The sequence below is a fragment of the Pseudoalteromonas sp. CH_XMU1449-3 genome (assembly GCF_037027245.1).
Classification (GTDB): domain Bacteria; phylum Pseudomonadota; class Gammaproteobacteria; order Enterobacterales; family Alteromonadaceae; genus Pseudoalteromonas; species Pseudoalteromonas shioyasakiensis.
Genome location: NZ_JAYMDY010000002.1, coordinates 26,514 through 41,277, shown reverse-complemented (window position 1 = coordinate 41,277; position 14,764 = coordinate 26,514). Strand labels below are relative to the sequence as shown.

Here is a 14,764-nt window from a genome sequence, read left to right as displayed (position 1 = left end):
GCAAGCGCCGCGAGACTTAAAGTCTCGCAAGCTCTTTTTGTAATTGACGGTATTGTGTAAGTAGGGCTTTTAAACGTTGTTGTTTAACTAGCTCTTCAGGCTCAACAAAGTTTAGTGCTTTTTGAATTTCATCAGCTGCTTTTAAATAAGCGCCATATTGGGCAAGCACATCGGCATGCGCTTCATGGTAGGAAGCCATATTTTCTTGCTTTTTATAGACATCAGCAATGAGCTCTTTGGCAAGATTGTTCTCAGGTTTTGCTAATAAGTAAGATTTTAAGATACGTTCAGCAAGGTCAAATTGTTTAGCTTCAATAGCGGCATTTGCGTAGTTTAAGGCAATCACCTGATTGTTAGGTCTATCGATATCTAACTTAGCTAAAAACTCTACTGCTTCATTCGCTTTACCTTGCGCAATGAGTAAATCTGTGTGGGTATCAATATAAAATAAGTTCTTTGGATCTTGCTCAAGCAATGGATTCAAAATGCTGGCTGCTTCATCAAGCTTTTTTTGGTCCAACAAGCAATACCCAAACCATATTTAAGTGCAGTGTCGTTATGAACGGTATTTTCACGCATTAATTTACGAAATAAATCTTCCGCTGCTTTTGACTTTTGCTGATAGCGAGCAATAACACGACTTTTAGCTAGGTTAAACTCTAGGCTGTCGGAGTAGTGTCTTTTTGGATACTGCTCGGCACGTAAGCGTACATCAGAGACACGGCTTTCAGGCAATGGGTGAGTGAGCAAAAAGGCTGGCGGCTTATATTTGTAGCGAATTTGTGCAGCAAGTTTAGTTAAAAACTCGCTCGATTGGCGAGGATCAAACCCTGCATTGTTTAAGGTCTGCATACCAATACGGTCTGCCTCTTGTTCAGCAGCACGGCTATGAGTTAATTGACTAAATGCTGCTTGTGTTTGGTTTGCTGAGATAATGGCTATGCCGGCATCAGGTGCAACAACGGTTGCTAAAATACCTGCAATCATACCAGCGATAGTTAACGCGCTGTTATCTTGCCGCTGTTGAATACGACGGGCTAAATGGCGCTGCGTTACGTGAGCAATCTCGTGCCCTAGTACTGAGGCAAATTGGCTTTCGTTATCGGCTTGTGCGATAAGACCTGTATGCACACCCACATGGCCACCATAAAAGGCAAAGGCATTAATTTCAGCGTTGTTTAACCAGAAAAATGAAAATGGAAAACGCACATCGTTGGCGTTTGCGACTAAACGACGGCCCAAAGTGGTCAGGTACTCATCAAGAACAGGATCACTTACAACGGGTGATGAGCCACGAATTTGCATCATCATCACTTCACCGATCGCTTGCTCTTTTTCAATCGGCAAAGCTTGTAAAGCTGAGGTCCCTAAATCGGGCAGCTTAAAGTTTGTTTGTGCCTTCAACGGCTCACTATGCAATATTGAAAATGTCAGCAATGCACTGCACAGTGTAATAAAGGCTGATTTTAGTCGCATCTTATTCCTTGTTGATTTGCTCACCTAACATGACTTTTGCTAAGTCTATTTCGTCGCTGCATGCTCGGCTGTCTTTTTCGCACAATTGATAGAAATCTTTTATTGTGACTCCATCTAGCTTAACAACGTTCAACTCTCGTTGTAAAAAAGTTATGATTTTATGCGCTACTTTATGGGCGTGAAGAATTAAGGCTTTGTCAGCTTTATCGCCTCTTTCAAAGTAAAAAGCGATGAATTTATGAAGCTGGTTAAAGCGAATAAGGTTTTTCATGGTGTGCGGGTCCCACACCTTAAATTCCATAAAGCGATTGTCTTTGATGTATTGGTCTACCATAACATCTTTAGCATAAGGGTAGGCCCATAATTCGAAACCTCGGTCCGTAAAGCTTTGATGCAAAGCAATGCGCGGTTTTTGCTCACAGACAATTTCGCCCAAGTCGGTTTCATGACCACCTAATAAATCAAGGTTCCAATTGCGTGGATCAATTAATTGTTTAACGGCATTATCAAAACCGTGGTCTAAAATCCCTTCAGATTCGCTAACCGATGATGCCACCATATGATAAAAAGGCGGTAGCTCGCCCCAGTTTATTTGTTTTTTATACCAGTTTATCTCTTTAAGAGTTGGATTCGCAGGTAATTGCGCTTTATTATGCGAGCCAGGCATGGAGTTTCCTTTACTACCAGTTATAGATTAAGGATAAACTATTGTTTTGCGTGTTTTAAGAAAAAAATGAGTTGTTTCTCATTATAAAGACTTATTTTCGCAAGCAGCCTACACCTTATACTTATTATTCATATTAATAACGCAGTTGATTCGCTATGTTAACGGTTGATTTAAGAGGCTATAAGTGCCCTCAACAATTTATTCAGTTTAAATTAGGGTTGAATAAGGCAACATCAATTAAACAACCCGTGACTTTTACATTTAATGCTGCTGAGGCAACGGACGATATGCAGCGATTTTTAGAAAAACATCATTACCATTTTAAAATTGACCTAGAATTAGGTGTACTAACTGTGGAGCCCATTCGTGTTTGAGTATGTAAAAGCCTGGTACGAAAATAAATTTTCTGATCCCCATTCAGTAACCTTGTTGTTACTGCTTATTGCAACCTTTGCATTTTTCTACTTTTTTGGTTCGTTAATCGTACCAGTTTTAGTTGCCTTGGTGATTGCCTATTTACTTGATTGGCCTGTTGCTCACTTAGAAAAGCTAGGTTTAAAACGCTTTACCGCAACGATTCTTGTTATGTTGGTATTCAGTGGCTTGATGATCATGATTATTGTCGGCATGGGGCCTGTGCTTTGGCAGCAAACCAGTAACCTAGTTCAAGAAACCCCTTACATGATTGAAAAAGGTAAAGCGCTGCTTTTACATCTTCCTGAAGATTACCCAAGTTTGATTACTGAAGATCAGGTTAAATCAATTGTTACCAGTGTAGAGACCAAAGCTATTGAGTTTGGTCAGTTGGTGCTATCGGTGTCACTTACCTCGATAAAAGATGTGGCAGCTTGGCTGATTTATCTGATCTTAGTGCCGCTCCTGGTGTTCTTTATGCTTAAAGATAAATTAGAACTCACACAAAGTGCCGAACGCTTATTGCCTAAGCAGCGCCGCTTGATCATTCAAGTTTGGCAAGAAATGAATCAACAAATCATGAATTATATCCGCGGTAAGGTATTTGAAATTTTAATTGTTGGTACAGCATCATTTATTGCTTTTGCAGTACTTGATCTTCGCTATGCGGCTTTACTCGGAGTGTTGGTTGGCTTATCGGTGCTTATTCCATTTGTTGGGGCTGCTTTGGTGACCATTCCTGTCGCTGCGGTGGCGTTATTCCAATTTGGTTTAGAAACACAATTTTGGACCATATTAATTATCTATGGCGTGATCCAAGCACTTGATGGCAATGTGTTAGTGCCGTTACTGTTCTCTGAAGCGGTAGATTTGAACCCCGTGTTTATCATCGTTGCGGTATTGTTTTTTGGTGGTTTATGGGGGTTTTGGGGCGTGTTCTTTGCAATACCGCTGGCTTCATTAGTAAAAGCGCTTATAAATGCCTGGTCTTCTAAGCAGGTTGAGCTAATAGAAGGTTAGCTTAGTCTTAAAAAGTATAGAAAACGCACTTTACTGACTAATTGATTATTATAATTTAGCCGTGAAAAATGTAAAATAGGTTATAAGATATATCTTTTAGTAATATGGTGCGTTTTACATGGCAAATTTTTACCTTCCTGACGATGCTAATCAGCAAATTTATTTAGATGCGAATGCAACGACTCCTGTACTTCCTGAAATTGCCGATGTGGTTTCGCACACGATGCAAGTCTGTTTTGGTAATCCATCAAGCTCTCATATTACGGGTATTCAAGCAAAACACTTATTAGAACAAACGCGTAACAAAGCACGTGAAGTCATTGGCGCAACTGACGGCGATATTTTATTTACTTCAGGTGCAACAGAAGGTATTCAAACAGCGGTTGTTTCTACGCTTATTGCTGCGAAAAATCATCAAATCGAGAATCCGGTATTACTTTATGGGGCAACAGAGCATAAAGCGGTGCCAAATACCCTAAAACATTGGAACAGCGTGCTTGATATCAACGCACAGGTATTAGCTATTCCAGTAGATAAAAACGGTATTTTAGACCACGAGTTTATTCGCAAACATGCTGCGAATGCACTGATGATTTGTACCATGGCAGTAAACAACGAAACCGGTGTATTCCAAGATTTAAGCGCTATTGAGCAAGTCATTCGTAGTGAAAACACCCATGTGGCTTGGATGGTTGACTGCGTGCAGGCATTAGGTAAAACCAACTTAGCGCTAAGCCAAACAACCATTGATTATGCTCCATTCTCTGGCCATAAATTGTATGCCCCTAAAGGTATTGGTGTACTTTATATTCGTAAAGGCAGTGCGTATACACCATTTATTGCTGGTGGCGGCCAAGAAAGTGGTATGCGTTCAGGCACCGAAAACTTACCAGGCATTGCTGGCTTGAATAAGTTGTTCTCGTTATTACTTGATAAACAAAACCAAACATTCAAGCCAATTGAGCAGCTACATGCTTTTCGCGAGCAATTATTAGCTGCATTAACAGACACCTTTGGCAGCATCACGTTTAATCACAGTTTTGAGCATTCAGTGCCAACAACATTAAACTTTGCAGTTAACGAATTAACCAGTAAAGAAGTGATGGATTTATTTGATGCGGCGGGTATCCGTGTGAGTGGCGGCTCTGCATGTAGCTCAGGTGCAAATCGTAGCTTTGTTTTAGATGCGATGGGAGCCAGTGATTGGCAAAGTGAAAACGCGATACGTATGTCGTTTGGCCCTGCTGTGAATCAGCAAGAGATTGACTTTGCTTGCGATAAAATTCGTTCACTAAAACCGATTCTAGAGGCAAATTGTCTTGTTGTGTCTGATAGTACATCGCCTCAACACGAAGTTTGTGCGATTGGCTTAACACAGCTACGTCATCAAGCAGCGTGCTGTTGGCTATATGTAGACAGCGATAAAAACGCAGTGGTGATTGATCCTATTATCGAGCTTATTCCGCGTATGGCGAAAATTGTCGCAACACAAGGTTTAACAGTAAAAGCGATTTTAGATACCCATAATCACCAAGAGCGTTTATCGGCTCGTTGTTTATTATCAAAAGAGCTCGCAGAACGTTTTGTTGCTAATGAAATAGATGAACTTGGCTGGCCTAAAGATTCAGCAACCATCGAATTAAGCGATGCACGCTTAACTAAAGTAGCGACACCGGGTCATAGTGACGATAGTGTTAGCTATTTATTGTCAGATACACAAAGCGGTGATATCAGCTATTGCTTCTGTGGTGATTTAATCTTACCAGGTGGCTTAGGTAACACAGCAATTAGCGGTGGCGATGCTACGAAAATGGCTCAATCATTAAAACAGCTTGCTATGGCAGTGCAAGATTCTACGGTAATTTGTTCAGGGCATGATTATCAGCAATGTTTTGCTATGGATTGGCATGCTCAAAAGGCAACGACGCCGTTATTAGCAAAACTATTAAGTGAACAAGTATCAGATGATGAGTTTGTTGAATTAAAGCAACATGCGGATGAGCAAAAGCATACTGTAAGTCATTCTCTTTGTGGCTATGTTGAAACACTTGAAAGTGCGCCAATGAAACAGCTTGCTGCAAGTGATGCTAAAGTAATGCTAAACGATAAAGCCACTTACTTAATTGATACTCGTGAACCGTATGAGCATGGTGCGAATAATTTGGCTGAAATATTCACAGTTGCTGATAGCAAAGTGATCAATATTCCACTCAGTCGTATGGCAAACGCCATCGTGCAAGGGCAGCTTGAGAAAGACCATAGTTATATTTTGGTTTGCCGAAGTGGTAATCGTTCAAAACAAGCGGCAAACAATCTGTCGCAGTTAGGGTTTGAAAACGTTTATAACTTAAATGGCGGTTTAGCATTGCTTTAATAAGTAATACCAATTCAGTCATTAAAAAAGCCGCTATAGAGCGGCTTTTTCGTAACTTGTATAAACTAGGCCGTTGTAGGGCCTGAGCTTTCCCGTACCACTAATGAAGGGGTAAAGGTCGTGATGATGTCTTTATCTTGATTACGTGCACCACGGGTTTTTCTAAACAGTAAACGCGCTGCATGCTGCGAAATCACATCATTCGCCTGATGAGCTGTAGTGAGTTTAGGCCAAGTCTGACGCGAGAACGGTGAGTCCTCGAAGCCGGTAATTGATAACTGCTGTGGAATTTCGATCCCCATTAAGCGTGAGGCGAATAACGCGCCTGCTGCCATTTCATCGTTACCGCCAAGAAGGGCAGTGATGTTTTTCGGGTTATTTTCACCCAGCAATGCTTTTGCACCTTCTACACCTGATTCAAAAGAATACTGGCCTTCATAGATCAGCTCATCATTCATCGAGATGCTGTGATCTTTTAATGCGGCCTGATAACCCTCTAAGCGTTCAGTTGTTGATTTATGCTCTTTGTCACCACATAAAAAACCAATATTCTTATGGCCTAGCGAGAGTAGGTGAGAAGTAATTTCGTACGCAGCGGCGTAGTCGTTCACATAGATACAAGTGTCTTGGTCTTCTTCTGTAGGGCGACCAGAGAGTACGCGTACATAATGAATGCCCATTTCATCTAGCATATCGATAATGCTATTTTGCTCTGACAGCGGTGGCGTTAATACAAGGCCTGCTAAGCGAGAGCGCTTGATCATGGTTTTAAAGTCTTCTTCCATGTTGCCATCAAGGTAGTTACATGGATGAATCACCAGCTCATAGCCTTCTTCTTTACAGCGCGACAACACACCATTTTGCATATCGATGACATAATAAGCATTCGGGTTGTCATAAACTAAACCAACAGTAAAAGACGATGTGCCTGCTAGGTTACGAGCTGCAAGGTTTGGTTGATAGTTCAACGTGTTAACAGCGTCCATCACTATGTCGTACGTTTTTTTTCTGACCGATGGCTCTTTATTAATTACTCGCGAAACGGTTTTCATTGAAACACCAGCGAGCTTGGCTACATCATTTATGGTTACTTTCATACTGTTACTTTATAGTTAGTTATATTTGTATTATAATAATATCGAAAAGTGTTCACCAGAGCGCTTTTTCTTAATAGGTACATTAATATTTAATATAAGTTAGTTAGTGTATCTAATGTTCTACCAAATTAGCAGTAAAATAATTGAGATAATTTTTATGATACCGGTGTCAAAAGAGAAAAATTGCGCTATTATCTCGACTATAAAATGTAAAAGTAGAACATTGACAGCGTTGTCATTTTAACTTAGTGTTAATTTTCATCGTATTTTTAATTGCTGTCTTTATTCAACATTAATAAAAAGATAGTTAAAAATCAGTTTGTTGCAAGTTTTGAGGGGATTATATATATGAGCAGCCGTTCGCAATTAGCTAGTTGGCAAGCACTATCTGAAAGTGCCAAGAAGATGAAACAAATTCATCTTAAAGATTTATTTGCCAAAGATAGCACGCGTTTCGAGCAATTCTCTGCTCAGATCCCAGGTGTATTATTCGATTACTCAAAACAACAAATTGATAAAACTGTTTTTGAAAAATTAATTGCTTTAGCGAAAGAGTGCGATATCAGCGCATGGCGCGACAAGATGTTCAGTGGTGAGAAAATTAACATTACTGAAGACCGTGCTGTACTTCATACTGCTTTACGTAACCGCGCTAACACAGCTGTAATGGTTGATGGTGAAAACGTAACAGACGCTGTTAACGCTGAGCTTGCTAAAATGAAAGCCTTTGTTGGCAAAGTACGCAGTGGCGAGTGGCTAGGCTACACAGGTAAAGCTGTAAAAGATGTTGTTGCTATTGGTGTAGGTGGTTCAAACCTTGGTCCGCAAATGGCAACCGAAGCACTTGCTGCTTATGCTGACGACACATTAAATGTTCACTATGTATCAAATGTTGATGGTGTTCAAATTGCATCTGTTTTACAAGGTTTAGATGTTGAGACAACATTATTTGTTATCTCATCTAAAACATTTACAACCTCAGAAACCATGACTAACGCTAAATCGGCTGTTGAGTGGTTTTTACAAACAGCACAAGCGCAAGAACATATTGCTAAGCACTTTGTAGCTGTAAGCACCAATTTAGAAAAAACAGCGGCCTTTGGTATCGCTGATGAAAACGTATTCACAATGTGGGATTGGGTAGGCGGTCGCTTTTCTTTATGGAGTGCGATAGGATTACCAATCGCCCTGTACCTAGGCTTCGACGCGTTCGAAGAGATCCTAGAAGGTGCGTTTGAAATTGATGAGCATTTTAAAAATGCTGAATTTGAAAATAACGTACCATTGTTAATGGCGCTTTTAAGTGTTTGGAACACTAGCTTTTTAGGTTATACGGCACAAGCTATTTTACCGTATGACCAAGCACTACACATGTTACCTGCGTATTTACAGCAAGGTGAGATGGAAAGTAACGGTAAACACGTTACCTTTGCTGGTGAAACGGTTCCTTACACGACGGTTCCAATTATTTGGGGTATGACAGGTATTAATGGCCAACATGCTTTTTACCAATGTCTGCACCAAGGTAATGTAATCGTACCTGCTGACTTTATTGCCTCAATTGAGCCGCAAGTCAATGTTGGTAAGCACCATGATATTTTATTATCAAACTTCTTTGCACAAACCGAAGCAATGATGGCCGGTGTTGATGCAGAGCAAGTAACTGCAGATTTAACCGCAAAAGGTAAATCTGAAGCAGAAATTGCAGAATTATTGAATCATAAGATTCACCAAGGCAATCGCCCAACAACGTCAATGTTGTTAGATAAAGTTGATGCGAAAACGGTAGGACGTTTAATTGCGCTTTATGAGCACAAGATCTTCTGCCAAGGCATTATCTTAGAAATCTGTTCATTTGACCAATGGGGTGTAGAGCTAGGTAAGGGACTTGCCTCTAAAATTGAAGCTGAATTATTTGATGACGAAGTAAGTCATCCACACGATAGCTCAACCAACGGACTGATCGCTTACTATAAAACACATCGTAAGCAGTAATAGATTCGCAGCAACAGCTGCAAACCGAATACCTTTGAACGGGTAGCGCTGGAGTTCTTAGGGCCTGTATTTTTGTGAGAGGATTTACAGAGCCCCTAAGACTCATTTACTTCAGCCAACATAAGAATAATGAGTAAACTACTTACAACAAATTCAACAGGCTTTGTTAAAGGGATCATCTAACACAGCCAATCAACCAGATAACAACACGCACTGCCATACTGCATGAGTCGATTAACATGGCATTGCCAATGTAGAGAGTGATATATGTTAAATCCATTTGATATCGTAATTTTTGGGGGCGGCGGTGATCTTGCGTTACGTAAGTTACTTCCTGCAATGTATCGCGCTTATCAAGAGGGCAACCTTCCTCAAGGTTCTCGTATCCTTCCTACGGTACGTGAAGAAAGCAAACGTAAAGAATACATCGAAACAGCACATAAAGCGTTACAAGACTTTTTAGGTAAAGGTGAGTACAACGCAAAAGATTGGAAAGCATTTTCAGCTTATCTTGTGCCAGTTGTAACGAATGTAACTGAAGCTGATGACGACTGGGATAAACTAAAAGATATCCTTGATGAACACGATGCTGATAAGTCTCGTGTTTTTTACCTTTCATTACCACCTGCAGTGTACGGTAGCTGTTGTGAAATCTTATCTAAGAAAGGTCTGATCACAGAAACGTCACGTGTTGTTGTTGAAAAACCGATTGGTTACTGTGGTGAGTCTGCTGAAGCAATCAATGCAAAAATTGCTGAATACTTCAAAGAAGAGCAAGTATTCCGTATTGACCATTACTTAGGTAAAGAAACAGTACAAAACTTAATGGCACTGCGTTTTTCAAACTCACTGTTTGAAAACCTGTGGGATGCAAAATCAATCGATAACATCCAAATTAGCTTATCAGAAACAGTGGGCCTAGAAAGCCGCGCTGGTTTCTACGATAAAGCGGGTGCATTACGCGATATGGTACAAAACCACTTGTTACAATTACTTTGCTTAGTGGCAATGGAATCACCAAACAAATTAAACGCGAACAGCATCCGTACTGAGAAATTAAAAGTACTTGAGTCGTTACGTCCGTTAGTGGCTGAAGATGTTGATGCAAACATTGTACGTGGTCAGTATGTACCAGGTAACTTAGACGGTAAAATCGTCCCAGGTTACTTAGAAGAATTAAACGAAGGTGCGAGCAAAACAGAAACTTTTGTTGCTATTCGTGCGCACATCGATAACTGGCGTTGGGCAGGTGTTCCTTTCTACCTTCGTACTGGTAAACGTATGAAAAAGCGTTGTGCTGAAATCGTTGTTGAATACAAAAAAGTATCTCACAACGTTTATACCGACAACGTAGGTAACATTGAGCCAAATCGTCTTGTTATTCGTCTGCAACCAGAAGAAACAATTCAATTAACACTGATGTCTAAGCGCCTTGATAACCTTGAGATGCAATTAGAACCAGTAACCATGAACATTGAGTTATCGCAAGCGTACAGTAATGGTTTCCATTCAGATGCTTACAAGCGCTTAATGTTAGATGCCGCAGCAAATAACCCATCACTGTTTATTCACCGTGATGAAGTGCGTCAAGCATGGAAATGGATTGACCCAATCATTGAGCGTTGGCAAGAAAAAGGTGCACCATCGTTATACCGAGCTGGTACATGGGGCCCTGAAGATGCCGATGAGCTTTTAGAAGAAAACAACCACGTTTGGTTTAACACAGGCGATAAGGCGTAATTAAGATGGCAACAATTGTTGAAAAATTCTTTGCAAACAAAGACGAATTAACAGCTGAGCTTTCTTCAAGCCTTGAACAAAGCCTTGTTGCTGGTATTAAAGAAGATGGTCGTGCGGTACTAATGGTATCGGGTGGCTCATCGCCAGCACCTGCTTATAAGCACTTATCGAACCTTGAACTTGATTGGGCAAACATTGATGTTGCTATGGTTGATGAGCGTTGGGTTGATGCTGATCATGAAAAAAGTAATGAAGCATTTATCAAAAGCACGCTATTACAAAACCATGGCGCTGCAGCTAATTTCGTAACAATGAAAAATGACGCATTAACGGCACAAAATGGTGTAGCAGAATGTGAAGCTGCATACAAAGCATTAAAGCGTCCTTTTGATGTGACAATTTTAGGCATGGGTCCAGATGGTCATACGGCTTCTCTTTTCCCTCATGCTGAAGGTTTAGAACACGGTCTTGCGACAGATGATTTAGTATGTGCAATTAACGCCATTGAAAGCGACGTGACGGGTAAAATCACTGAGCGTATGACGTTAACTTTAGCTGCTATCGCAGACTCTAAAGTAGTGAAGCTTTTAATTAGCGGTGAAGAAAAACTCGCTGTTTACAAGCAAGCGAAAGAGGGCGGTGCAGTTGCTGACATGCCTTTACGTGCTGTATTGAATCACCCGCATATCAATATTGAAGTTTATTGGGCGCCTTAATCGCCTGATTAAAGTCAATGTCAAAAGCGAGCTATTATGCTCGCTTTTTTGTTTTAAATTCTCATCTTTAACAAATGATTTTGCATAAATACGCTTTTTTAAATAGCTCGATAAAGTGTTAGACAAGTACAAAATGGCTCTATATAATTAAAAATGACAACGCTGTCATTGTTATTGGTTGTTATTCTCAATATTCCCTTTAACTCATTCTGCCCAGAAAAAGTTAAAAATAATTTGTACATGACAGCGTGCTTTTAGGAATAGGTTAGTTTTTTAGGCTAATTTATTGTTAGATAACAGGTTTTATATAACTTTTAGTTATGGTTAATAAATACCCAGTGGAAACTAAAGCTTACAAAAACACATGTAATTTTTAGCAAATTTCAAAAACTCATCCTTTTGATCTTTTCATCTGCAATATCACTCATGCTATATTTGCGCCGTTTATTTGTAACAATTCTTAAAAACTCAATATTAAATATTAGTTATATCAATAGCTTGATTATTTCGTTGTAAATTTTTTGCACAAATTAACCAAAAAGATGTAGCACAAATGTAATTTAGAGTGTATGGTTTGTTACTAGATGACAGCGTTGTCATCATCACTGGGCAGAAGTGATATAAAAAACCAACAAAATGATTCAAGGGGAATCCTGTGTTAGCTAAAAATTTTAAGAAAAGCTTATTAGCAGTTAATATCGGCCTCGTAATGAGTGCTGGGTTCACTGGCGCTGCATACGCAGCAGAAGAAACTAAAGTTCAAGAAGATGTTGAAGTAATTGAAGTTCGCGGTATTCGCCGTTCACTTGAAGCTTCAATGAATACTAAGCGCTTTGCTGACAGCGTTGTCGATGCTGTTTCTGCAGAAGACATCGGTAAGTTTCCTGATGGCGATGTAGGTGAAGCACTTGGTCGTATTTCAGGTGTTGCTGTTAACCGTCAATTCGGTCAAGGTCAGCAAGTTTCTATTCGTGGTGCTTCAAGCCAATTAACACGCACACTTTTAAACGGTCAAACTGTTGCATCAACAGGTTGGTATGACCAACAATCAATCGACCGTAGCTTCAACTACACGCTTTTACCACCTGAATTAGTTGGTGAAATCCAAGTTTATAAATCTTCTCAAGCTGACGTTGTAGAAGGTGGTGTTGGTGGTACTGTTATTGTTAACACTCGTAAGCCACTTGATCTTGACGCTGGTACAACTTTCTTAAGTGCAAAAGGCGATTACGGCACAATCTCTGAAGAAACAGACCCTCAAGTTTCTGGCTTATTTAGCTGGAAAAATGACGAAGAAACATTCGGTTTATTAGGTTCAGTATCTTGGGCTGAAACAAACTACCAACGTAACGGTATCGAATCACTGATCGGTTGGGGTGATATTGTTCCTACTACGTTCCAACAAGAGCGTGAGCGTACAGCATTAAATGCAACTTTCCAGTATCGTCCTACAGAAAACCTAGAGCTAGGTTTAAACATCATGAGCCTTGAGTTAGATGCAAACAATGCAAATACCTCAAACTTCGTAATGTTCCCTGACGACAAAGAAGCAGCTTGTGAGCAAACAAATGCATCAGGTACATGTACTTTCTACCGTCGTACTGGTGAAGGTGTAAATCCAGGTTGGACTCAAACTTGGGCACGTATCGCAAGCATGTCATCTGACACTGCTGATTTCAGCCTTAAATACGAAGGTGAAAACTTCACATTAAAAGGTCGTTTCGGTACAACTGAATCAGAAGGTGGTACAGACCTAACAGCAAACTACGGTAACTTCATCGGTGTTCCATCTGATTACGCTGGTACTTATGATGCTACTGGTGATGTAATCAAAATTGATATCAATAACAAATACTTTGAAGCATCAGATTTTGCAGGTCCATTATCTCCAGCTGGTTGGGCACTTAAAAAGCAACCTAACACAGATGAAGAAACTTACGCACAGTTAGACCTTTCATTCCCTGTTGATTTTGGTGCTATCACAGCAATCAAAACAGGTTTCCGTTGGGCTGACCATGAAGTAAAACAAGAGACTTACTCAACTACTTTAGTTGATACATTACCAAGTGGTGATGGTGAGACTTACTACTCAGGTACAATGTCATCAGGTGCAGGTTTCACTTTACCTGAGCCAGATTTTGACAAAATGGTAGCTGATGCACGCGCTGCAATTGCAAGCTTCGATAATGATTCAGCTGTATACCGCTCAGGTTACGGTACAATCGAAGAAGAAAACTTCGCAGTTTACGCAATGGCTGAGTTCTCTGCAGAATCTATCCGCGGTAACTTCGGTTTACGTTATATCTCTACAGATGCAGAATCAGATTACTACGGTTTTGCAAATGGTGAGTACGAAAGTTCACTAAGCACAGATAAAGCGAGCTACAACGACGTATTACCTAGCATCAATATCGCATTCGATTTAGCTGAAGATGTAATTTTACGTACCTCTGCTGCTCAGGTTATTGCACGTCCTAACTACACAGATATGTTCTCTGCATCATCTTTTGCAGGTTACGCTGATGGTACAGCAAATAACGAAGTACTAACTAAAGGTAACGTAGGCCTTAACCCATTCAAAGCAACTCAAGCTGATTTAGGTATCGAGTGGTACTTTGATGGTGACGGTATGGTAAGTGCAACTTACTTCTTCAAAGACATCACATCATTTGTTACTTCAAGCCAAATCTTGAATCAACAAATCGGTGTTGTAGACCCAGATACTCAAGGTGATAACTGGACGCTATCTACTAAGCTTAATGCAAGTGGTGGCCAAATCGAAGGTATCGAGCTACAAATTCAAGATGGCTTTGACAGTGGCTTTGGTTACTCAGCAAACTACACATTCGTAGATGCACCATCAGAAGCTGAAAACTACCCAGATATGATCCCATTATTCTCAGATTCGTCTAAGCATACTGTGAACTTAGTGGGTTACTATGAAACAGATACTTACTCAGCACGTTTAGCTTATAACTGGCGTTCAGAGTACATGATCCGTGAGCTACCTGGTTTCTACGGTAACCGTGAGCACCAATCATACGGTACGCTTGATTTCAGTGCTAACTACAGCGTAACTGATAACATTGACGTAACGTTTGAAGCTGTTAACTTAACTGAAGAAGACAGCGTACAAATCGGTGTTGCTCCTTCTGATGCAGAAGTAGTTCCTGAGCTTCGTAACGGCTACCCAGCATGGAGCTTTGAAGGTGAAGCACGCTACAAGCTAGGTGTATCACTACGTTTCTAATCTGATTTAGATAAC

General features: G+C 40.3%; 9 protein-coding genes and 1 pseudogene. 7 read left to right on the top strand and 3 right to left on the bottom strand.

All coding sequences use genetic code 11. From position 1 onward, the window contains the following. Window positions 1-16: 16 nt before the first annotated feature. Together WA256_RS02670 and WA256_RS02665 are read right to left on the bottom strand one after the other, a co-directional pair. Window positions 17-1,476, bottom strand: a pseudogene (locus WA256_RS02670) (M48 family metalloprotease). 1 nt (window position 1,477) lies between these two features. Further along, window positions 1,478-2,143 (bottom strand): hypothetical protein, encoded by a 666-nt coding sequence (locus tag WA256_RS02665; RefSeq protein WP_062566943.1) that lies wholly within the window; start codon window positions 2,141-2,143, stop codon window positions 1,478-1,480. Window positions 2,144-2,298: 155 nt separating this feature from the next. Here WA256_RS02665 and WA256_RS02660 point away from each other — a divergent pair, with 155 nt between their 5' ends. From WA256_RS02660 to WA256_RS02650, 3 genes are all read left to right on the top strand, one after another. Continuing rightward, a complete protein-coding gene (locus WA256_RS02660) occupies window positions 2,299-2,517 on the top strand; it encodes a hypothetical protein (RefSeq protein ID WP_054563605.1) in 219 nt (72 codons plus the stop codon). Beyond that, the gene (locus tag WA256_RS02655; RefSeq protein ID WP_062566945.1) at window positions 2,510-3,577 is read left to right on the top strand and encodes an AI-2E family transporter; all 1,068 of its coding nucleotides are present in this window, start codon (window positions 2,510-2,512) and stop codon (window positions 3,575-3,577) included. Before WA256_RS02660 ends, WA256_RS02655 begins: the two co-directional genes overlap by 8 nt. Window positions 3,578-3,695: 118 nt before the next feature. After that, the gene (locus tag WA256_RS02650) at window positions 3,696-5,951 is read left to right on the top strand and encodes an aminotransferase class V-fold PLP-dependent enzyme (protein ID WP_335988853.1); all 2,256 of its coding nucleotides are present in this window, start codon (window positions 3,696-3,698) and stop codon (window positions 5,949-5,951) included. A gap of 65 nt (window positions 5,952-6,016) precedes the next feature. On the opposite strand, the gene WA256_RS02645 is transcribed toward WA256_RS02650, so the two are convergent. Beyond that, window positions 6,017-7,048, bottom strand: a complete 1,032-nt coding sequence (locus WA256_RS02645; RefSeq protein ID WP_054563608.1) for a LacI family DNA-binding transcriptional regulator — start codon at window positions 7,046-7,048, stop codon at window positions 6,017-6,019. A gap of 348 nt (window positions 7,049-7,396) precedes the next feature. Between WA256_RS02645 and pgi the strand changes: the two genes are divergently transcribed. The 4 genes from pgi (at window position 7,397) to WA256_RS02625 (ending at window position 14,749) form a co-directional block, all read left to right on the top strand. Then, a complete protein-coding gene (gene pgi, locus WA256_RS02640; RefSeq protein ID WP_130166738.1) occupies window positions 7,397-9,043 on the top strand; it encodes a glucose-6-phosphate isomerase in 1,647 nt (548 codons plus the stop codon). 267 nt (window positions 9,044-9,310) lie between these two features. Continuing rightward, complete coding sequence (zwf, locus tag WA256_RS02635; RefSeq protein ID WP_054563610.1) at window positions 9,311-10,783, top strand: glucose-6-phosphate dehydrogenase; 1,473 nt, start codon at window positions 9,311-9,313, stop codon at window positions 10,781-10,783. A 5-nt stretch (window positions 10,784-10,788) separates the two neighbouring features. Next, window positions 10,789-11,499 (top strand): 6-phosphogluconolactonase, encoded by a 711-nt coding sequence (pgl, locus tag WA256_RS02630; protein WP_058586230.1) that lies wholly within the window; start codon window positions 10,789-10,791, stop codon window positions 11,497-11,499. A 709-nt stretch (window positions 11,500-12,208) separates the two neighbouring features. Then, window positions 12,209-14,749: a TonB-dependent receptor gene (locus tag WA256_RS02625; protein WP_062566983.1), complete on the top strand. Its 2,541-nt coding sequence runs from the start codon at window positions 12,209-12,211 to the stop codon at window positions 14,747-14,749. Window positions 14,750-14,764: the final 15 nt, after the last annotated feature.